The 19,375-nt window shown below is 64.9% G+C and carries 14 protein-coding genes and 2 pseudogenes; 6 read left to right on the forward strand and 10 right to left on the reverse strand.

What is annotated here, in order from left to right; genetic code table 11:
• Nucleotides 1-9: 9 nt before the first annotated feature.
• The 3 genes from scpB (at nucleotide 10) to ACR9ZC_RS08185 (ending at nucleotide 5,588) form a co-directional block, all read left to right on the forward strand.
• On the forward strand, nucleotides 10-831 hold the full coding sequence (scpB, locus tag ACR9ZC_RS08175) for a methylmalonyl-CoA decarboxylase (RefSeq protein ID WP_481579932.1): 822 nt from the start codon (nucleotides 10-12) through the stop codon (nucleotides 829-831).
• Between the two features lie 184 nt (nucleotides 832-1,015).
• Entirely contained in the window at nucleotides 1,016-4,462 is a 3,447-nt protein-coding gene (locus ACR9ZC_RS08180; RefSeq protein WP_481579933.1) for an ATP-binding protein, read from the forward strand.
• A gap of 100 nt (nucleotides 4,463-4,562) precedes the next feature.
• On the forward strand, nucleotides 4,563-5,588 hold the full coding sequence (locus tag ACR9ZC_RS08185) for a class I fructose-bisphosphate aldolase (RefSeq protein WP_481579934.1): 1,026 nt from the start codon (nucleotides 4,563-4,565) through the stop codon (nucleotides 5,586-5,588).
• A gap of 42 nt (nucleotides 5,589-5,630) precedes the next feature.
• Here the strand turns inward: ACR9ZC_RS08185 and ACR9ZC_RS08190 are convergent, their stop codons facing one another.
• Together ACR9ZC_RS08190 and ACR9ZC_RS08195 are read right to left on the reverse strand one after the other, a co-directional pair.
• The gene (locus ACR9ZC_RS08190) at nucleotides 5,631-7,277 is read right to left on the reverse strand and encodes an NRAMP family divalent metal transporter (protein ID WP_481579935.1); all 1,647 of its coding nucleotides are present in this window, start codon (nucleotides 7,275-7,277) and stop codon (nucleotides 5,631-5,633) included.
• A 462-nt stretch (nucleotides 7,278-7,739) separates the two neighbouring features.
• On the reverse strand, nucleotides 7,740-8,534 hold the full coding sequence (locus tag ACR9ZC_RS08195; RefSeq protein ID WP_481579936.1) for a Mut7-C RNAse domain-containing protein: 795 nt from the start codon (nucleotides 8,532-8,534) through the stop codon (nucleotides 7,740-7,742).
• Between the two features lie 162 nt (nucleotides 8,535-8,696).
• Here ACR9ZC_RS08195 and ACR9ZC_RS08200 point away from each other — a divergent pair, with 162 nt between their 5' ends.
• Nucleotides 8,697-9,335, forward strand: coding sequence for a LysE family translocator (locus tag ACR9ZC_RS08200; protein ID WP_481579937.1), 639 nt, complete (start codon nucleotides 8,697-8,699; stop codon nucleotides 9,333-9,335).
• 24 nt (nucleotides 9,336-9,359) lie between these two features.
• Here ACR9ZC_RS08200 and ACR9ZC_RS08205 read toward each other — a convergent pair whose 3' ends face one another.
• The gene (locus ACR9ZC_RS08205; protein ID WP_481579938.1) at nucleotides 9,360-10,640 is read right to left on the reverse strand and encodes an MFS transporter; all 1,281 of its coding nucleotides are present in this window, start codon (nucleotides 10,638-10,640) and stop codon (nucleotides 9,360-9,362) included.
• A gap of 98 nt (nucleotides 10,641-10,738) precedes the next feature.
• On the opposite strand from ACR9ZC_RS08205, the gene ACR9ZC_RS08210 reads away from it, so the two are divergent.
• The gene (locus tag ACR9ZC_RS08210; protein WP_481579939.1) at nucleotides 10,739-11,773 is read left to right on the forward strand and encodes a LysR family transcriptional regulator; all 1,035 of its coding nucleotides are present in this window, start codon (nucleotides 10,739-10,741) and stop codon (nucleotides 11,771-11,773) included.
• Here ACR9ZC_RS08210 and ACR9ZC_RS08215 read toward each other — a convergent pair.
• Nucleotides 11,767-12,138 (reverse strand): annotated as a pseudogene (locus ACR9ZC_RS08215) (DUF3443 family protein); the annotation flags it as partial. The gene ACR9ZC_RS08210 and the pseudogene ACR9ZC_RS08215 sit on opposite strands and share 7 nt — an antisense overlap.
• Nucleotides 12,123-12,293 (reverse strand): annotated as a pseudogene (locus ACR9ZC_RS08220) (DUF2844 domain-containing protein); the annotation flags it as partial. The pseudogenes ACR9ZC_RS08215 and ACR9ZC_RS08220, both read right to left, overlap by 16 nt.
• Before the next feature lie 377 nt (nucleotides 12,294-12,670).
• Between ACR9ZC_RS08220 and ACR9ZC_RS08225 the strand changes: the two are divergent.
• Nucleotides 12,671-13,135, forward strand: a complete 465-nt coding sequence (locus ACR9ZC_RS08225) for a response regulator (RefSeq protein WP_481579940.1) — start codon at nucleotides 12,671-12,673, stop codon at nucleotides 13,133-13,135.
• Nucleotides 13,136-13,454: 319 nt separating this feature from the next.
• On the opposite strand, the gene ACR9ZC_RS08230 is transcribed toward ACR9ZC_RS08225, so the two are convergent.
• The 5 genes from ACR9ZC_RS08230 to ACR9ZC_RS08250 form a co-directional block, all read right to left on the reverse strand.
• Nucleotides 13,455-14,288: an OmpW/AlkL family protein gene (locus ACR9ZC_RS08230; RefSeq protein ID WP_331571925.1), complete on the reverse strand. Its 834-nt coding sequence runs from the start codon at nucleotides 14,286-14,288 to the stop codon at nucleotides 13,455-13,457.
• Between the two features lie 96 nt (nucleotides 14,289-14,384).
• Entirely contained in the window at nucleotides 14,385-15,605 is a 1,221-nt protein-coding gene (locus ACR9ZC_RS08235) for a DUF2957 domain-containing protein (RefSeq protein WP_481579941.1), read from the reverse strand.
• A 153-nt stretch (nucleotides 15,606-15,758) separates the two neighbouring features.
• Nucleotides 15,759-17,120, reverse strand: coding sequence for a DUF2957 domain-containing protein (locus ACR9ZC_RS08240; RefSeq protein WP_481579942.1), 1,362 nt, complete (start codon nucleotides 17,118-17,120; stop codon nucleotides 15,759-15,761).
• A 474-nt stretch (nucleotides 17,121-17,594) separates the two neighbouring features.
• The gene (gene argC / locus ACR9ZC_RS08245; protein WP_481579943.1) at nucleotides 17,595-18,545 is read right to left on the reverse strand and encodes an N-acetyl-gamma-glutamyl-phosphate reductase; all 951 of its coding nucleotides are present in this window, start codon (nucleotides 18,543-18,545) and stop codon (nucleotides 17,595-17,597) included.
• Between the two features lie 120 nt (nucleotides 18,546-18,665).
• Nucleotides 18,666-19,295 carry a YbhB/YbcL family Raf kinase inhibitor-like protein gene (locus ACR9ZC_RS08250; protein ID WP_481579944.1) on the reverse strand — a complete coding sequence of 210 codons (630 nt, stop codon included), beginning with the start codon at nucleotides 19,293-19,295 and terminating at the stop codon, nucleotides 18,666-18,668.
• Between the last annotated feature and the right edge of the window lie 80 nt (nucleotides 19,296-19,375).

The raw sequence follows: 19,375 nt of genomic DNA on the forward strand, positions 1-19,375 counted from the left end.
GAGTTGAACATGACCGAACAGATCGAAACCCTTAGCGGACCCGCCGATGCGTCGGTTCAAATCAAACGGGAAGGGTATGTCGCCACGGTCACGCTGAGTAACCCAACCAAGCGTAATGCCTTGAGCCACTGGGTGCTGGAGGCGATCACGGCCGCGTGTCAGCTGTGCGAGCGCGAGCGGATGCGCGTCATGATTTTGAAAACGACGCTCCAGCACGGAACATGGTCGGCAGGTCACGACATCGGGGAATTGCCGCTCGACGGTACCGATCCGTTGGCGCACGGCAGCGCGCTGGAAGCGGCCATTGCGGCACTGCGGCACGCACCGTTCCCGGTGATCGCGCAGGTCCAGGGTTCTGTTTGGGGAGGTGCGGTCGAAACGGTGGTCAGCTGCGACATCGTCGTCGCCGATGAAAGCGCAAGTTTCGCGATGACGCCGGCCAATATCGGCTTGCCCTACAACACTGCTGGACTCTTGCACTTCACCGATCGGCTCGGTATCAGCGCGATCAAGACGATGTTCTTTACGGCGCAGCCCGTGGAGGCCCAGGACGCATTGCGGTTGGGCCTCATCGACCAATTGGTGCCTTCCGAGCGGATCGAAGCGCAGACGCGCGAGTTGGCGATGCATATCGCCGGGAAGGCGCCGCTTGCGATCGCTGCGGTCAAAGAGCAATTGCGCGTCTTGTCCGATATGCGTGCGCTGCCCGCGAGCGCGCTCGGGCGCATCAGCGAGATTCGCCGCCGCGCGTATCAAAGCGCCGATTTTCGGGAAGGTATCGAGGCGTTCAGGGAGAAGCGGCCCGCGGTCTTCGGTGGTGGAGAGGGGTGAGCTCAGACCGTCGGAACGGTGCAATTAACGCGAGCGTTGAGAATCGATCAAGCGCTCAGATCAGAAAGCGCCTTTGTCCGATATTTCTCGCAATCGGCATTCTCTCCTGGACTTTTCGCTAGCGTGGTCGTCCCTTTAGCCAGCGAATGCGGTACACGCAGACGTGTCCGCACCGATGCCGCCCATGAAAACGCTCCGGTTGCGGCGCAGCCTGACGGCCCTGCGCAAACGAGTCAGTCGTTCGTTGCGCTGCCAAGCCGGGCTGCCAGGCCGCTACGACCGCGCGCTCCTGTTCGGCGGCGGCCTAGTGCTGACCGTCTCGATTCTCGCCGCAGCCGCCACCGGCATCGCGCATCGCTTCGAGCGCTGCCTCGACGACTGGCGCGCGGCGTTTCTCGCTCAGCGCGATTTCGTCAACGCGTCGGTCGAGCGCAATCAGGCGCGCCTGCGGCACATGGTCGAGACCTACGAAGCGTTGGCTCACGTGCATGCGCGCGATCCGGTGCCCGCCGAGCGCTATCGCGAATTGCTCGATGCCGGCGGCGGGCTCGTCGACACCGAAGAAGACATCGGCGCGGCGCCGTTTTCGATTCTCTCGACGCTGACGGCACCGGCCGATCGAAACCGGCTCGCGGCGCTGTTGCGGCTCGTGCGCGAGGTTTCGCCCAGTTCGCTGCTGCGGCTGCAAGGTGCGGCCGACGACATCGGCGGTTTTCTCTACACGGAGGACCGGCGCTTTCTCGCCGTATGGCCATCGCTCGAGGAGCGCGCGCGCAAGCAGGCTGGCCACGCGGGCGTGACGCCGCTCATCGATCAATACGTGGCACGCGTCGACGCGGAACTCCGCAAGCACGAGGACACCACTCTGCGGCACGAGCGCGTGTTCTGGGTCGCGCTTTATGAGTCCGACATGTACGGCAAGCTCGTCAAGCATTATGCGGCGCCCATCTATCGTGGCGACGAGCGCATCGCCGTGCTCGTCGTGACCGTTCCGGCCACGCAGATTCCGCGCCTCTTTCAGCCGGCCGTGCACGATCCCGATTTCTTCATGGTGTCGCGCGATCGCCGCCATCTGTTGGGCATCGACGAGTCGAACCCGCGCCGCGGTCATTGGGCCGATGCGTTGGCGGCGAAACCTTCGGTACTCGATTCGGCCGACGAGCGTGTGCGGCTCGTGCGTCGCGGCGCGGACTTCTTCATGATTCAGCGCATCCCGGGACCAGGCTGGGTCGCGGTGTCGGCGTTCGACTGGCATACCATCGTCGCGAACATGAGGGAGCCCGTGGTCTGGACGATCTCGCTGGCCGCGTTGCTACTCGCGGTGCAGTGGGGGTTCGTGCTGACGATCGACAGGCTCGTGCTCGCACCGCTGCGCGCCCGTGCCCGCAGTGTCTTCGAAAGCGAAGCATTCGGTCGAACGGTGTTGGCGACCGCACCGGTGGGCTTGACCGTCTTCGAACCGGCGACGCGGCGCATCATCATGCAAAACGACATTGCTCGCGGGCTGCTTGCCGCTTTGCCCGACGAGACCCGGTTTTTTCAAAGCCTGCTCGGCAAGCGTGCGCCGGGACGGGGCGCGAGGCGCAGGGGCGCTCGCTCCGGCCACGCCGCGGTGCCGGGCGGAACGGCGCGCACGGTCGAAGTGTCCGTGGCGGGCACCGACGGCCGCTCGCGCGAGCTCTCCGTTGCGCTGTCGCGGGCGCGCTATCGCGAGCGGGAAGTGCTGCTCTGCAGCTTGACGGACATCAGCCGGCAAAAGGAGACAGTGCGGCTCTTGCGCCGCGCGCGCAACGCGGCGGACCAGGCGAGCCGGGCCAAATCGATGCTCATCGCCACCATCAGCCACGAGATTCGTACGCCGCTTTATGGCGCACTGGGCAATCTCGAGCTGCTTTCGATGGAGGAACTCGCACCCGCGCAGGCGGCGCGCCTCACATCCGTGCGCCATGCGTTCGAGGGACTGCTCGCACTGGTCGACGACGTGCTGGATTTGTCGAAGGCCGAAGCGCACGAGCTCCAACTGCACGTGGAGCCGTTCGATCTCGTTCAGGTGCTGGAGCGGTGCGCGCAGACGCTTGCGCCGTCCGCGACGAACAAGGGCCTGCGCTTTTCATGTCTGCTCGATCCCGCCATCGATGGACATTGGCACGGCGATGCGCAGCGGGTCATGCAGGTCGTGACGAACCTGCTCGGCAACGCCTGCAAATTCACCGACCGCGGGGCCGTCACGCTTTGCGCAACGATGGGCTGCGCGGCGGCCGATGCACAGGAAGTGCTGATTTCGGTCGCCGATTCGGGGATGGGTATCGCAGCTCACCAACGCGAGCGCATCTTCGAGCCGTTCATTCAGGCCGATGGGTCGATCGCCCGGCGCTTCGGTGGGACGGGGCTCGGACTGTCGCTGTGCAGGCGGCTCGTCGACTTGATGGGCGGGCGAATCGCGCTGGAAAGCGAAGAGGGGTGCGGCGCGACATTCAGCGTTTATTTGCCGTTCAAGCGTGCCGCACCCGCGCCTTTACACGAGCCTTCACATCCCGTCGATCGATTTGGATTCGACGAGATCGTCGTCGCCTGCAACGATGCGGCCTGGCAAGACGCGCTCGTTGCCCGCCTGCGCGCGCTTTGCGGCCCAGCCGTGGCCGTGGTGCCCGGCACTCGCGCGTGCGAGCCGACGCCGGGACGCGGGTGCTCGATCATCGTTTTCGGCTCGCATGAAAACGTCGTCCCCAGGGCATGGCGCAGCCGTTGTTCCGCCTATCTCGATGCGATCGTGGTGTCCGAGCGAGGCCCGCTCCATCCCCAGCGGGCCGACGACTCGCTCCACGTGACGGCGCTCTCCGCGGCGATGCTGGCGTTGGCCCTCGAACAGTGCGGGCGCCGCGAGCCTCTGCCCGCCTCGGTGGGAGTCTGCCGGCCGGCGAGGCTCCCTCGTGAGGCGCATCGCGCGACGCGCATTCTGGTTGCGGAAGACGACCCGGTCAGCCGGACGTTGCTGGCTCATCAACTCGAGGCACTCGGCTACCGGCATGTCGAGCTGACCTGCGACGGTCGCCAGGCGCTCGCCGAATGCCTGCGCCAGCCCTACGATCTCGTCCTCGCCGATCTATGCATGCCGCTCATGGATGGGCGCAGCCTGCTGGCAGCGCTGCGCGGCAAGGGACTGACGATGCCGGTGATCGCCCACACGGCGGCGCCGCGCGATCCCGACGAGGCGAAGCGCTCGGGTTTCGCCCGGTTGTTGCCCAAGCCGCTGGCGCTCGAAACGCTGCGGCTCGCGCTCGATGCGGTGCTCGACCATCGGCCCGCGTCAGACGAGCTGCGCAGCATGCCGTCCGAGGCGCTGCTCGCCGTATTTGCGACGACCTGGACCGAGGACGAGCAGCGGCTCGTGCAAGCGGCGCGTGCGGCCGACGCGCGCCGTGTGCTGCAGATGCTGCATCGCGTCAAGGGTGCGCTTCTGACGCTCGGCGAGCGCGAGGAGGCAGGGTGCTGCGACGAGCTGCGCGATCTGATCGAGGCCGACGGTATTGCGGCGGCCACTGAGGCCCTCGGTCGATTCAGAGAAAGGGTTGGTGCAATCGCGGCACAGGCAACGGAGGGGGCGCACGTCCAGCGTTCGTCCGATGCCTGAGCTATGCGGTGGGCACCGCATTTGCTGCTGCATGCGGACTGGTGCAATACGCGGCGGCCGAGCAAACTCGGGGGTCTCGGCTTTCGCGGAGGAATCGGAGATGAACACACAAAGCAGCGAATTGCAGCGCACCGTCGAGGCGCTCACGCAGTCCGGAAAAGGTCTTCTCGCCGCTGACGAAAGCGGACCGACGATAGCGAAGCGCTTCAAGAGCATCAATGTCGAATCCACTGAAGAGAACCGTCGTGCCTGGAGGACCCTCTTGCTGGCTACACCGGGGCTCGGCGAATACGTGAGCGGTGTCATCCTTTACGAGGAAACGCTCGGCCAATGCGCCGACGATGGCGAACCGCTGCCGCAGCTGGCGGCGCGCCAGGGCGTCGTGCCCGGCATCAAGGTCGACAAGGGAAAAATCCCGCTGGCCCATGCGAGCGGCGACGAAATCACCCAGGGCCTCGACGGGCTCGGCGAACGGCTCGAACGATACAAGGCGCAGGGCGCGCGTTTCGCGAAATGGCGAGCCGTCTATAACGTTTCGGATTGCCTGCCGAGCCGGCTTGCAATCGCCGCGAATGCCGATGCGCTGGCACGGTACGCCGCGATTTGCCAGGAAGCAGGGGTGGTGCCCATCGTCGAACCGGAAGTGCTGATGGACGGAGCGCATTCGATCGAGCGCTGCGCCCAGGTGTCCGAGGCGGTTTTCCACGAGGTGTTTCATGCGCTGCACCGACACGCGGTGGTGCTCGAGCACATGCTGCTCAAGCCGAGTATGGTCGTGGCCGGCAAGGAGCACCCGAGCCCGGCGAGCGTGGCCGAGGCGGCCTCGCAAACCGTGACCGTGCTCGGCCGCACGGTGCCGCCGGCCGTCGCGGGCATTTTCTTCCTCTCGGGCGGGCAATCGCCCGAGGAGGCGACCGCCCATCTCGACGCCATCAACCGCACAGGCCGCCGCCCTTGGCCGCTCAGCTTTTCGTATGGCCGCGCATTGCAGGAGCCGCCGCTGAAAATCTGGCGCGGGCAGGCCGCGAACGTGTCCGAGGCTCAACGAGCGCTGTCCAAACGTGCACGCTTGAATTCGGCGGCATCGCTCGGTCGCTATGACGCCAAAGACGAATCGACGTCCTGACGCGAAAGAACCTGCCCCGTGCGGCAGGTTCTTTCTCACTCGTCAGTGCAACGCCATTTGCACGACTTTGACGATGACGAGACCGACCGCAATCGCGAGATAGCCGCGCAGGGCGCCCATCCAGACACGCGTCGAGAAGCTGAGCCGCGGCGCGGGAAGCGTGTCGAGCGGCGGCATCCGCCATTGCTCGCGCGCGACCACGGCATCGCCGTCGTCGTTGGCCTGCTGCTGGCCGATATTCTCGCGGCGCTGCATGAACCGAATGATGGCGTAGCCGAGAGCCGAGGCCGACGCGCCCGCAATCAACATGGCAACGATCGTCTCGCCGGAGAGATCCGGATAGACCGTGGCCGCTGTCAATATGATCGACAGCACGACGAGTGCCGCGACCACGCTGCCGGTGAAAAAGTTGAGCCGCCCCGAGTTGACCCAGGGGCCCAGTACCGCACGGTCGTTGCAAAGCAGCAGCAGGAACACGGTGGCGCTCGGCAGCAGGACACCGGCCAGCGTTTGAACGGCCTCGGTCAACAGGCCGAGCGGGCTGCCGGGCATCAGCACGAGTGCGGCGGCCAGCACGACGATGCCGAAATAGACGAGATAAAAGCCCTTGGCGTCGGCCACGCTCCGGTGCAGCGAATGGCGAATGCCGAATACATCGCCGATCGCGTAGGCGGTCGAAAGCGAGACGGCGGCCGCGCCGATGATCGAGGCATCGAGCAGGGCGACCGCGAAAATCGTCGCCGGCATGCGGCCCACGTATTGGTGCAGCCCGTCGATGACGCCGCGCGCATCGGTGAATTGGCCGGCTTCGGGGCGGCCCGAGAAGAGCGCCGCGGTGAACGCCATCATCGCCACCGCGCCGATCACGACGAGCGCGATTCCGATCCAGAGATCGACCTTTTCATACTTCATGAAGCGGGGCGTAATGCGCTTGTCGATCACGTAGCTCTGCTGAAAGAACAGCTGCCACGGTGCCACCGTGGTGCCGACGATGCCGATCACGAGCAGCATCACATCGGCGAGCCGCGCGTGAGCGGGCCAGCGCGGCACGGCGAAATCGCGTGCGATCACGTGGATCGGCGGATGGATGGATACCAGCACCGGCACGAGCAGCAGGCTCCCCACGCAAAGGACGATGGCGAACCGCTCGAAGCGCCGAAAATCGCCGGTGCCGACCGCGACCATCGTCAACAGCGCGGCAATGCCGACGCCGACGAACTTCGAGATGCCGAGAAAATCGAGCGCGAACGTGATGCCGATGAACTCGGTGACGATCGTGAGCGCATTGAGCAGGAACAGGTCGATGACGCTGAAGGCGCCCCAGAACTTGCCGAACCGCTCGAAGATGAGCCGTGCGTGGCCTACGCCGGTCACGGCGCCGAGGCGCAGCACCATCTCCTGATTGACGTAGAGCACCGGGACGAGCAGGGCGAGCGTCCATAACAGCGCCGTGCCGTAGTTTTGTCCGGCCTGGGTGTAGATGCCGAAGGCGCCCGCATCGTTGTCGCCGACCATCACGATGAGGCCGGGGCCGAGGATGGCGAGCAGCGTCCGAATGCGCGCGGCCCAGTTGCGGCGCGGCGCCGTATCGTGGTGCGCGATCGTGCCAAAAGCGCCCCGGATATCGCCGACATGGGCGTCATCGAGGGCGGCGCTGCGCGTAGTAGTGACTTGTGCGGGTGTGGACATGATTGTTTTCTCCGCGGTCATGCCGGGTCCTGCTTGAAAAAGCAAAAAAGGCATAGCGCTTGGACGCCTGCGGACACGCCCGGTCCGGCCCGTCGGTGGCATGCGTTCGCGCGAAAGCGAGCGCGCGCAACCCGACGGCGCGAAAAGGCCATTCGAATCGATGCGCGGAGAAAAACTGCTACGGAATACTGCGATGCGCACCGTCCGCCTGGGAGGCGAGACGGCGGCTAATGGAAGGAATCAGCGCGTGGCGTCGTGCCGCTCAGGCAGAAAAACCGTTCGAAGGTCGACTACTGCAACTGTCCAAGGCATATGCCCCACTTGTGAAATTAGTTGCATTTTAGTGGCTCATTTTGAGATGAGTCAACACGAACCGTGCCGGGAATGGGTGTTTTCGCGCACCGGTACCGCTGCAAGAGATGGTTTCGCTGGAGGCCGTTGCGGTGGGGCAACAGCTGTTCGTTAGTTGTGCTGACTATCGACCATCGGACCGTCGGCGGCGCCGCCACTTCCTTCGGTCATGACCGAATCGACGAGTGTACGCATGCGCTTCCAATGCGAACCTTCCCAGAAGACGCGCCGGCATACATCGCAGGTCGCGAACCGTGTCTGCCGCTCGAACACGCCGTCCGGTACCCGCTCGCGAACCGCTTCCTTGTCGATGGGCCGCAGCGGGGCGTTGCACGTCAGGCAAAGCCGAAAAGCGCGCGTGCTCCGGGCAAGGTCCAGGCGGCGGTAAAGTTCGCGCAACTGCGCCTCGGGTTTGAGCGCGCGGACGTAGCAGCCATGCGTGATGGTGCGACGCTTCAGAAGCTCGCGGTCGCGCGACAGGACGATGCGTGCCTCGGCCAGTGCGAGCGTCTCGATCTCGTCGTCGGCGAAATGGTTGTCGTAAAGCGTGTCGAACCCCGCGAGGCGCAGCAACTGGGCGAGCCCGCCCAGATGAGCGTCGGCGACGAAACGGATGGTCCGCAGCGGCTCGGGTCGCAGACGCAGCAGCGGCGTGATATCGAACGCCTCGAATTTCGGATAGACCGCTACCCGGTCGCCATCTTGAAGCACATGGTCGAATGCAACCGATTCTCCGTTGACGAGAATCAGTTCGACCTCCGTGTGGGGGACGCCCAGTGCTTCGATCATGTGCTTGGCCGTGGCGGCGCGCGCGCAGGCGCAGCTGAATTCGCGCCGGCGCTGGGAAGGCGCGAGAAAATCGTTCAGTTCCTCGTAAAACCGGAACGTGGCGGTAACAGGCGACATCGCAGCAGTATCGCACCTCCCCGGCCGCGACGTGAGGGGCGCCAACCGTCACGGTGGGATTCGGTGCGACCGTGCCGGGCGTGCGCGCTTCATGCGGCAGATAATCGCGTTTCGGTGCATCGGCTTGTTCATCCGCCATCCCCTTCAAGGAGCTCTGCCGTCATGAGTCTTCATACCTGGTGGCTTTTCGTGGCCACGGTGTTCGTGGTGTCGGCCATTCCCGGGCCGAACATGTTGCTCGTCATGACCTCGAGCGCCCAGCATGGCCTGCGCCGCGCCAGCGCCACGATGGCCGGGTGCCTGTCGGCGCTCGTGCTCATGCTCGCCGTCTCGGCGGCGGGCCTCGGTGTTTTCCTGCAAGCGTGGCCGGCGATGTTCGATGCGTTGCGCCTGCTCGGTGCGGGCTATCTCGTCTATCTCGGCGTGAAGGCATGGCGCAGCGCGCCGCAGGCGCCGGCCGCTGACGCGCGCGAGTCGCTTCGGACGGCGCCACCGGTGCGCTCGCTTCCCGCGCTCTATCGCAACGGCTTTCTCGTGGCGAGCAGCAACCCGAAGGCGATCCTCTTTGCCGCGGCGCTGCTGCCGCAATTCATCGACGCGAGCAAGCCCACGCTGCCGCAGTTCGGCGTGCTCGTCGCGACGTTCGCCGTCATCGAGGTCAGCTGGTACCTCGTCTATGCGGCCTTCGGTTTGCGCATTGGCGCGACGCTGCGCAGCGAGCGCGTCACCAAGGTGTTCAACCGGCTGACGGGCGGTGTTTTCGTCGGCTTCGGCGCCATGATGGCACTCGTCAGGCACTGACATCGGCGCGGTTCGATGCCGCATTCATTCGGTCTCGCCCCGCTGGGGCAAGAGACCGAGTGCGAACGCAGCGGCGGCAAACGCAAGGCCCACGATGCAGACTCCGCTCCAGCCCGCCCACGCCCACGCCATACCCGCGAGCGACGCGCCAAGCGCGCCTCCGACGAAGAAGATGCCGACGAACAGCCCGTTGAGTCTGCCGCGCGCGGCCGGGTTCATGAGATTGATCGCGCGGCGGCCCAGCGTCTGATCCGTCACGACGCCGGCATCGAGCGTCGCCGCGCCCGCCACCAAGAGCCCCAACGCCAAGGCACGGTGCGCATCGGCCGCGAACCCGAACCATCCCGCACCTGCAATGCCGCTCGCGATCCACGCCGCGAGCATGCTCGAGTGACCGATGCGCAGCGCCAGACGCCCGGCGCGCCGGTCCCCAGCGTAACCGGCAAGCGGTGTCGCCACCACGCCGGCAGCGCCAGCGAGGGCGAACACCCCGATCTCGTAAAGGTTCAGTCCGAACGGCGCATGCGTGAGCCTGAGACCGATACCGGTCCAGAACGCGCTGAACGCCCCCATCCCCAGCGCGGCCGAAAGCGAGCGCCGCCGCAAGACCCGTTCGGTCAAAAGCAGCGTCAGTAGCGAGCGCAGCAGCGCGCCGTAGTGCGCAACGGCGGCGGGGGTGCGCTTCGGCAACAGCGATGCGAGGACCAGCGCCAACACCGCGTCAGCGGCGGCGGCGACGCCGTAGAACGCGCGCCAACCGATCATCGCCGCACCCACGCTGGCCAGCGGCCGCGAGAGCAGTATGCCGAGCATGAGTCCGCTCATGACGTTGCCGACGGCTCGGCCGCGATGCGTTTCGTGCGCCATGGAAGCCGCCATCGGCACCAGCATTTGAATGACGCATGAGGTTGCGCCCGCCAGAAAGATCGCGGCGAGAAAGACAGTCCCCGAATGCGCGAACATCGCCACGGCGAGCAGCGCCGCACAGACCGCGAGCGTGCGCACGATCAGGCGGCGGTTCTCGAGAAGATCGGTCAGCGGGACGAGTAGAACGAGCCCGAGCGCGTATCCGAGTTGCGGCAGCATCGAGATCGCACCGGTGAGACCGGGCGGCAGCCCAAGCGACTGAGCGATCGGCGCGATCAACGGTTGAGCCGCGAAGAGGTTCATGACGATGACGCCGACCGCGAAAGCGAACAGCAGAGTCAGCGGTGCGCTCAGCGCCTGCGGCGGTTCGCTTGCGGCGGGCGTGGGCCGCAGCGCGCAAGCGTCGTAAAGATCGGTGAGATCGGTGGGCCCATCCATGCTGGCGAATCCTTGAAATGACGATCGAGTCGCCATCGTAGGATGCCCGGTGTTATGCGACAATTGAAATATGTCGATATTGATTATGCGGAGTTGTTTTGAATACACGCGATCTGCAAGCTTTCGTGGCCGTGGTCGATAACGGATCGATGGTCCGTGCCGCCGCCCAACTGCATCTGACGCAGCCCGGGCTCACGCGCCGGATTCAGAACCTCGAGACCACGCTGGGCGTGCCGCTGCTCGACCGGCTCAGCAAACCCCTCAAGCCGACTGGCGCTGGCCGCGAAGTCTATGCGCTGGCGCGTGCGGTGCTGCGCTCGGTCGACGATCTGCTCGCGGTCGCCGCACCTGACAGCGAGCCGGCCGGCGAACTGCGGATCGGTGTACCGCCCTTTCTCTCGGAGCTTGCGCTCGAGGCGCCGATCGATCGGCTGCGCAGCGCATTTGCGAAGCTCACGCTGCGGGTGACGGCGGCGTGGTCGCCGGCGCTCGTCGAGCGCGTGCAGCGCGCGGAGGTCGATGCGGCGGTCGTCATGATGCCGGGCGCATTTGCGATGCCCGACACGTTGAATGCGACGCTGCTGGCCGTGCAGCCCACGCTCATCGTCGCGCCACGCTCGTTCGAGGTGGCCCGTTCGCGGCCGGGCCGCGGCAGCCGACCGCGCGCCACGCTCGAGGAGTTGTCGCATCATCCATGGGTGCTGAATCAGGACGGCTGCGGCATGCGCTCGACGCTGAGCCGGGCGCTGCGCGCGTCGGGTCTGCCGTTCGAGGTCGCGGTCGAAGCATTCGGCTCGGATTTGCAACTCTCGCTCGTTGCGCGCGGCGTGGGGCTCGGCGTCGTGACGCCGGGGGTGCTGGCCGCCAGTCCGTATTGCGAGCAATTGCAGCCGCTCGATGTCGAGGACTTCGAAGGCACCCTGAACGTCTGGCTGTTGCACGGCAGTTTGCCGGGACGGCTCATGCGGCCGGTTTCGCTGCTGCGCGATGCATTGATCGACGTGATGGCAGCGGCACCGCAGCTCCGGGGCGCGAAGCCGCTCCCGGCGTCGCTTGCAGAGCCCGAAACGAAATCCGCACCGCGCCCGCGTTCCGGCTCGCGTGGGCGCGCCGAATCGTCGCAGCCTCAGTAAGCGAAGTACGGCCCGACGCCGCCGGGTGTGCTGTGCTGTTCGATGGCCGCATAGACATTGCGGCCGTAAAAGAACGGCAACCCCCAGTCGAACACGGCGGAGCCCACGAAAGCGGGACCCGCGAGCAAAGGCAGCGCGGCCGCGCCCGCACGGTTCTGGGCGATGTTGCTCGCATTGCCGACACTGAACGTGACCGCACTCGTCACGCCGTTCGCGCCGCGATTGATCGCTAAGAGCTGCGTGGTGGAGGCAGGGCAGTAACAGTCGCTGTTGGGGCTCGCGCACGGGGATATCTGGTTAGTCGCGAAAAAGAGGCCCGTCGAGCCACTGTCGATGAAGCTGCTCGCGTACGTCGTGCCGCGCTCGCGCTGACGTAGCGATCGAACGCATCGCCGGGCGTCGCCCTCAGGTCGGGCAACGTGGGTCCCACCCATGCGACGCCGAACACCGGGCCCGACGACGCGACATATTCAGGCACGACCGTGCCGGAAGGTAGCGTAATGGTGTGAACAATATAGAGACCTTGCACGCGGCTTGCGTGTCCAATGCATGCATGGCGGTAGCACACCGGAGACGACCCACCGGCGAGACGGGCGAGCGCGACTACGTTCGACGCTTCGACGTGCTTCGTCGGTGAGCCGCACGAAACAAGGGTGCGATGCCGGTCGGCATCGTCGGTTGCGTATGAAACGACGCCAACGTGGCGCGTCTAACGAATGGCGGAAAAAAACTTTGTCCGCGCGCCGAAAAAAGCTCTATTTTTAACTGGGCGCTGAAGATGAATACGGATCTCGGAGTGGGGCGCGTCGTACGTCCACCTCCCGCGGCGATTGCGCCGACGAATCAGAAGACGTCGCTATCGGGTCCCCCTACCGGGGAGCCAAGGATGACGAGACAATGAAATCGGACTCTCGATCGACCGGGTCAGCCCCGGGCCAACTGCCGGGCACGCGCGAGCTGCCGCAGCGTGAGCTTGTCGACGTGCCGCCCGAGGCCGAGCGCAAGCGCGTCCTGATCGTGGATCGCGATGCCGGTGCGCTCTCGGGCCTCGCTTACCTGATCGAGAGCATGGGATACGAAGCGCAGCCGGCGCGTGACGCGGCCGAGGCGCTTTCGATCGCCCGCGAACAGTTGCCCGACGCAGCGTTCGTCGATATCGGCACGCCGCAGCGCGAAGATCTGGCAATCGCGCGCAGCTTGCGCCAAATCGCCGGTAAGCGGCCGCTTTTGCTGATCGCGTTGACCGGATGGGGGCAGCCTCAATACCGCGAGATGGCAATGGCGGCCGGATACGACGTGCACTGGGTGAAACCCGTCGGCGCGGATCAGTTGAACTTTCTGCTTTCGATGACACTTGTATGAATGTTGTATATGCGCAACGAAACCCATTTCGATTACGGCATCGTGTTGCGACGCACCAAGCGGTTTGCTAGAGTTGGAACTGTCTCCTCCATGTCTCCTCTGATATGGATTCAGCCCGCCAACTTGGCGGGCTTTTTTTTGCCTGTGGCGGGCAAACGCGTGTCTCGCTGCCTGCCCCGGCCCTTGGCACCCTGCCGCGGCATCGGCCGTGAAACGCTGAATCGAGCCATCCCCCTCAGGCGGTAGTGCAGAAATCGCTGATTGACATTAGGCATGAACATCGGGCCTGAGAATGGCTCGGGCTAGCGCCCGCCCTCGATCAAAACTTGTAGGACAGCGCCACGTACGTGATGAGCGGATTCGCCTTCAAGTCGCCCTGCGTCACGCCGAGCACCGAACCGTCCGCAGCCTTGACGATGACGGACGATTTAGTCTTCAGCGGGATGTAAGTCAGCGATGCCGTCACCCCCCAGTGCTTCGAAAAGCTGTACGCGCCGCCCACATTGAAGACGGGTGCCCACGAAGACGAAGCCTTGGCTTCGACTTTCGTCACGCCGGGCTTGTTCGCGCCGGCAGCCAATACGGCGCCCAGATTGTTCTGCGTCGACGTCACGAAGTTCGGATTGAGCTGGATATCGGAGAACCAGTTGTATGAGACGCCGACGCCGACGAACGGTCTGAAGCGTGCCGTCGCGGAGGCGAAGTAATACTGAAGCAGGACGGCCGGGCTCCACTGGCGCACGCTTTTGACGATCGGCTCGTTGGAGGGATCGTCGAGATTGACCGTGCCCAGCGCAGCGGACGGGCCGGGCGGCACCACCTTGCCGTGGCCGTACATCTTGAACGTCGGCGGCACGCCTGCCACCGTCGTCAGCGCGATGTGATCGGTGAAGAAATGGCTGATGACGAGACCGGCCGTATCGGCGTTGTTCGTGGACAAGCCGCTGCCCGACGACGTGAACGAACTCGGCAGACGCAGCGGAGTATCGATCGGCTGGGGCGACACAGAGGTCGTGAGCGGCGTGCTGGAGTCCTGCGGCATGATGTGGAACCAGCCGAGCGAGACGACGTTCTCGCCGGCGTGCTGGCCGTAAGCGGCGCCCGAAACGCAGAGCGCGGAAGCGGCCCAGGCCGCGGCATGGATCTTTTTCATCGTTGACTCTCCCTGTGCAGCGTTTGTTATGTGCCGCGCCGGCCGCTCGTCGGCGGCTTCGGGCGCGGCGGGTGCCCGATTCGTTACTGCGGTGCGCTACTGCGTCGGCAACTGCACGAATGCGTTGATCGTGAAGTAGGGCGACGATGCATCGGATTGGTCGAGATAACCGAACACGCCGCCCGTGAAGATCAGCTTGCCGCTCGCCGAGGACGCGCCCACTTTGGTCGACGTCACGACGCCGGGGACGCTTTGTGCAAAGTCGAGGTTCAACGCCGTGGCGAGCGATGCCTGCGACGGGTGATATGGATCGAGCATCGTGGCCTGTGTGCCGATCAGTGCCGTCGCGCGGTAGTCGAACTGGCTGTCGACGCCGATGTACTGCCCGTCCTCCGCATTCACGGCAATCTTCGATTGCGGCGCGAGGATCGAAATGCCCGATTCGTCGTCCGCGACGAGCAGATTCGGATTGGCGTAGCCGGTGCGAATGAGGATCGGTACGAGCTGGCCGCGCAGCTTGCCCACGATCATGAAGCCTTTGCCTTGCGGGGAACTGGCGAGCGTGGGCTTGGCCTGCCCCTGGAAGTTGTCGGTTTCGAATGCCCCGCTGCCGTCGGACGACAGTACCCAGTTCGCACCGGGCTGCTGGCACTTGCCGGCATTGACGCCGGTGTTGTCGCATTCGGTCCAGGTACCGTTCGCGTTGAGCGTGATCTTCGTGTCGACCGCCACCTGCAGGAAGTTCTGCGAAGGCACCTCATGAAAGCCGAGCTGGTTATAGGTCCCGGCCACATTCGCGAGATTGGTCTCGAGCGAGGAAAAGCCGATGAACGGGTAGTAGGGGAACGTCGTATCGGCAATCGCGCCGACGCCGGCCATCCCGTTGTATTGCAGCTCCTTGCCCGGGATCGTGCCGCCGAGTACGCCTTCGCCCACGAAGATGCGCGCGGGCCGGTTGGGATCGAGGCTCGCGCCGTTCAGATAGAACGCGCACTGGTTCTGCTTGGCCGTCGGCAGCAACGTTTCCTGTGTCAACGTGCCCGACTGTTGAGTACCCGCACGCGTCGGCGTGGCGGTGCCGGTGGTTTGTGGAACGGGCGACTCGACATAGTTGACCTGCCAGGTCATCTTGGTCGTATCGATGCGCATTTGCACGAGTTCGCCATCGCCGCCGCCGCCCGTGAAGACGGTGTTGTAGTCGAGCGATGCGGGGCAAAGCCGGTCGACGACCGGGGCGGGCGAACCGCCGCCTCCGCCGCCCCCGCATCCGGCCAGGACGAGCGCTGCCGCCAGCGCCAAAAGGGCTTTCCAGCTCATAACCGTTCCTCCTTGTACTTCGTTTATCGTTATCGGGCGGCCGGCTCCCTGTCGGCGCGCCTCTTCGTTCGTCGTGCTGACTGATACGGGTTGCTTGCCTCCTCGTAGACGTTGGCCGATTCGAATGACGGTTCGAAGCGCCGCGCGTTGCACTCAGTGCGCGCCCGCGAACGCGCCGATGCCGAAATAGGGCGTCGAGCTCGTCGTCTGCCCTACGATCGACGACGACGCAGCGATGCCGCCGTTTTCCGTGCCCTGCAGCAGAATCGCGAACAGGCCACCCACCGTGGAGCTCGGCGAGAAGCCCGTGGCGATCGCGAAGCCCGCGTTGCCGGCGCTGTCCTGCACACTGAGGAGCCCCTGATTCGAGGACGGATAGTCGAGCGTGAACGTGCTTTCGGCCGTGCTCGTGGGGGGATCGACGAACTTGCCCGACGTGCCCTGGATCAACGTGGCCGTGTATTTGAAGTTCGAATCGGCGCCGACGAAGCCGCCGTCGAGCGTGCCGGATGCGATGTTGCCGGCCGCAGCCAGCATCGCGATGCCGGACTCGTCGTCGACGGTCAACGTGCCGGGGTTCGCGTAACCCGTTCGCACGACGATGGGAACGAGCGCGCCGTTGAACCTGGCGAGCACCATGTTGGCGTGCGCGCCGCTGCCGAGCGTCGCGCCGCCGACGATGCGCGGCGGGTTGCCGCTCGTGAAGTAGCTGCCCGCGCTGGCGGCCGCCCAGGTGCCACCCGTCGTCGTGCAACTGCCCGCGCTCGACGTGCAATTACCGCTCGCGTCGAACGTCTCCGTGGTATTCGTGCCCACGGCGCGGTAGTTGTCCGAAGGCTGCAGGTGATAGACGAGCCCGTTGTAGGTGCCTTTGAGGTCGGCCAGGTTCGTATCGACATCGGCAAAACCGATGAACGGATAGAAGTCGAACTTGCGGTCGGGCACCGAGAAGAGGCCCAAGATGCCCGGGTACTGCACCTCCGCGCCCGGGATGCCGCCGCCTGCCACGCCGTAGCCCACGAAGATCGTCGGTGGATTACTCGCATTGAAACTGCCGGTCGTCGCATAAGCGGAACCGTCGCTCGCGGTCCCGTTGCCCGGTTGCAGGACGAACGCGCAGCGGTTTTGCTCCGCGCTCGGCAAATCCGTGCGATGGGTGACGGCACCCGTGATCGTCGCGCCGGCGCGTGTCGGCGTGACTTGCCCTGCCGTCAGCGGAATCGGGGATTCGAGCCACTTGAGCGTATAGCTCATCGAAGTCGGATCGATCTTCAGGCTGACGATCTCACCGCTGCCGGCGCCGCCAAGATAGGTGTTCTGAGCGATGCTCGCTTCGGTTGGGCAAAGCGGCTGGATCGCGGCCGATGTCGGTGCGCCCTGAATGCCGCAACTGGCACCGGAGCACTGGGATGCGCCCGAGGCGGATGCGGAGCTGCTCGAGCCGCCCGAGCAAGCTGAAACGAGGGGAATGCTGACGAGTACCGACAGCAAGCCCCTTGAAATGGCAGTTTGCATGCCTTTGTCTCCCTGATCTCGTTATGCGGCGTAATGTCGCCGTGCATTTTTTTTCTGTCAATTGATAAAGGCGTCTAAAAAAGCTAATTCAAACGGCCGCGCCGGCCGTCAACTAATACGGGGCGGCCTCGTTCGGACGAATTGGAACGAAACAGCGTTTCAAGCGCTGAATCGATCGCGCAACATTGGCACGGCACATGAAGTGGCGCATGAAGTGACGCAAGCCGGAGCGAGGCGGCGCGCGGATGCCGCAAGGCTCGGAACAATGACGATGAAAATACGGAGATTCCCGAGGCGCGCCGGCTTTGGTTTAATTCGGCTTGGTGGAGATTTGCAAACTTTGGTTACGAAAGTTACGCCTTGCCGGCTAGTCTGACGTTGACCTTTCCAATTACGGCGGCGCGCAAAAGATAAAGCCGGCCATTGGAGGCCGGCTTTACCGGAAGCAATCTGAAAAGCAATTGCGCTAGCAAATCAGCGGGCGAGACCCGAATCTTCGGCTGCACCGATACACAGGTTCATACATTGGATCGCCGCGCCTGAAGCGCCTTTGCCGAGATTGTCGAGCCGCGCCACGGTCACGAAGCGTTCCTCGTTGCCGAACACGAAGAGGTCGACGCGGTTCGTCTCGTTGGAGGCTTGTACGTCGAAAAAGCCGGCATCGAGGTTGTCCTCGGCGTCGAACGGCGCGACGCGCACGAACGCTTCGCCCGCGTAGTACTCGGCATAGAGTGCTTGCACGTCGCGCGGCGTGACGCGTTTGCCGAGTTCGGCAGCCGAGAACGACGTCGTGACGGCGAGGCCCTTATAGAAATTGCCGACGATCGGCGTGAAAACAGGCGTCGCCTGGAGCCCGCCGTGCACGGTCATTTCGGGCAGGTGCTTGTGACCGAGCGCGAGGGCATACGGACGCGGGCTCGCGAGCTTCGCAGCGGGCGGGCTGGCCTCGTACTCGGCGATCATCTTCTTGCCGCCGCCGCTGTACCCGGTGATCGAATACGCATGCGCCGTGAACGCGGGTGTGACGACGCCTGCCTCGACGAGCGGCCGCATGGCGAGCACGAACGCCGAAGCATGGCAACCCGGCACGGCAACGCGCTTGGCGCGACGAATCCGCTCGCGCTGCGTACGCGTGAGTTCGGGCAGGCCGTACGCCCAATCGGCATGCGTGCGAAACGCCGTACTGGCGTCGATGACCACCGTCTTGTCGTTATCGACGAGGCCGACCGATTCGCGCGAGGCGACATCGGGCAAGCAGAGGAACGTGACATCGGATGCGTTGATGAGCCGGCGACGTTCGTCGATGTCCTTGCGCTTGGCCTCGTCGATCCGCAGGATTTCGATATCGGCACGTCGCGACAGGTACTCGTAAATCTTCAGGCCAGTCGTGCCTTCCTGCCCATCGACAAAAACTTTGGTGCTCATTTCGATCTCGCTGGTTTCACCGGATTGACATAGACGGCGCTGCCGCGCGCCCAAACCGTGATTTTACGGCCTTGGCGTGAAAGCCGGGCAATTTCGAGGCGGTCGGCGCGAATGCTGGGCTCAGCGGCCGTACGTTACCGTGATGCGGGCCTTTGCGAGCGTCGCCGTACCGATCTCGTGCTCGAACATCAGTGCGGGCCGGCCGGCGGCGAGCCGCAAATCGACCGTGTTCAGCGCATAGACGGTGACGACATAGCGGTGCGGTTTGCCAGGAGGCGGGCAGGGGCCGCCGTAGCCGGAAGCATCTTCATAGTCGTTGCGCGCCTCGATCGCACCCATTTGCTTGAGCCGGTCCGAGCCGCTCGCCTGCGTCGGCAGCGCGTGAACGCTCGCGGGGATACCGGTAACGGCCCAGTGCCACCAGCCCAGCCCCGGTGCGTCGATGTCGACCATCGTGACCGCGAAGCTCCGGGTGCCCGGCGGCTCGCCGCTCCACTGCAACTGCGGCGAGCGGTTCAACCCGTGGCAGCCGTTCTTGTCGTAGACGAACGCGTTGCCGAGCGGCTCGCCGGGCGGCAAATCCTTGCTCGTCACCGTGAAAGTGCTGTCGGCCCATGCGGCGGGGATGCCGCACCCTGCGAGACCGAGCGCCGCCCAGGCGAGCGCCGCGACCCCTCCCCGCGCGCGGAGCAGAAACCGAAATCGAAATCGAAACCACACCGATGCAATGACCGAGCATCGCTTGAGCATGAGCCGTTTCTCCCCGGGAGTCGCAAGACCGCGCGTCCGTAGCGGTGATTAATGGCCCGAACCGGTCTTCCGGGCCGGAA

Source organism: Trinickia sp. HAY1-2D (genome assembly GCF_056754935.1).

What these genes read in the sequence shown, in the direction of transcription:
- ACR9ZC_RS08190 (WP_481579935.1), bottom strand. Translation starts at nt 7,277, where the DNA reads ATGTCCACACCCGCACAAGTCACTACTACGCGCAGCGCCGCCCTCGAT.
- ACR9ZC_RS08230 (WP_331571925.1), bottom strand. Translation starts at nt 14,288, where the DNA reads ATGAAAAAGATCCATGCCGCGGCCTGGGCCGCTTCCGCGCTCTGCGTT.
- ACR9ZC_RS08185 (WP_481579934.1), top strand. Translation starts at nt 4,563, where the DNA reads ATGAACACACAAAGCAGCGAATTGCAGCGCACCGTCGAGGCGCTCACG.
- ACR9ZC_RS08225 (WP_481579940.1), top strand. Translation starts at nt 12,671, where the DNA reads ATGAAATCGGACTCTCGATCGACCGGGTCAGCCCCGGGCCAACTGCCG.
- ACR9ZC_RS08250 (WP_481579944.1), bottom strand. Translation starts at nt 19,295, where the DNA reads ATGCTCAAGCGATGCTCGGTCATTGCATCGGTGTGGTTTCGATTTCGA.
- argC (WP_481579943.1), bottom strand. Translation starts at nt 18,545, where the DNA reads ATGAGCACCAAAGTTTTTGTCGATGGGCAGGAAGGCACGACTGGCCTG.
- scpB (WP_481579932.1), top strand. Translation starts at nt 10, where the DNA reads ATGACCGAACAGATCGAAACCCTTAGCGGACCCGCCGATGCGTCGGTT.
- ACR9ZC_RS08235 (WP_481579941.1), bottom strand. Translation starts at nt 15,605, where the DNA reads ATGAGCTGGAAAGCCCTTTTGGCGCTGGCGGCAGCGCTCGTCCTGGCC.
- ACR9ZC_RS08205 (WP_481579938.1), bottom strand. Translation starts at nt 10,640, where the DNA reads ATGGATGGGCCCACCGATCTCACCGATCTTTACGACGCTTGCGCGCTG.
- ACR9ZC_RS08180 (WP_481579933.1), top strand. Translation starts at nt 1,016, where the DNA reads ATGAAAACGCTCCGGTTGCGGCGCAGCCTGACGGCCCTGCGCAAACGA.
- ACR9ZC_RS08200 (WP_481579937.1), top strand. Translation starts at nt 8,697, where the DNA reads ATGAGTCTTCATACCTGGTGGCTTTTCGTGGCCACGGTGTTCGTGGTG.
- ACR9ZC_RS08195 (WP_481579936.1), bottom strand. Translation starts at nt 8,534, where the DNA reads ATGTCGCCTGTTACCGCCACGTTCCGGTTTTACGAGGAACTGAACGAT.
- ACR9ZC_RS08240 (WP_481579942.1), bottom strand. Translation starts at nt 17,120, where the DNA reads ATGCAAACTGCCATTTCAAGGGGCTTGCTGTCGGTACTCGTCAGCATT.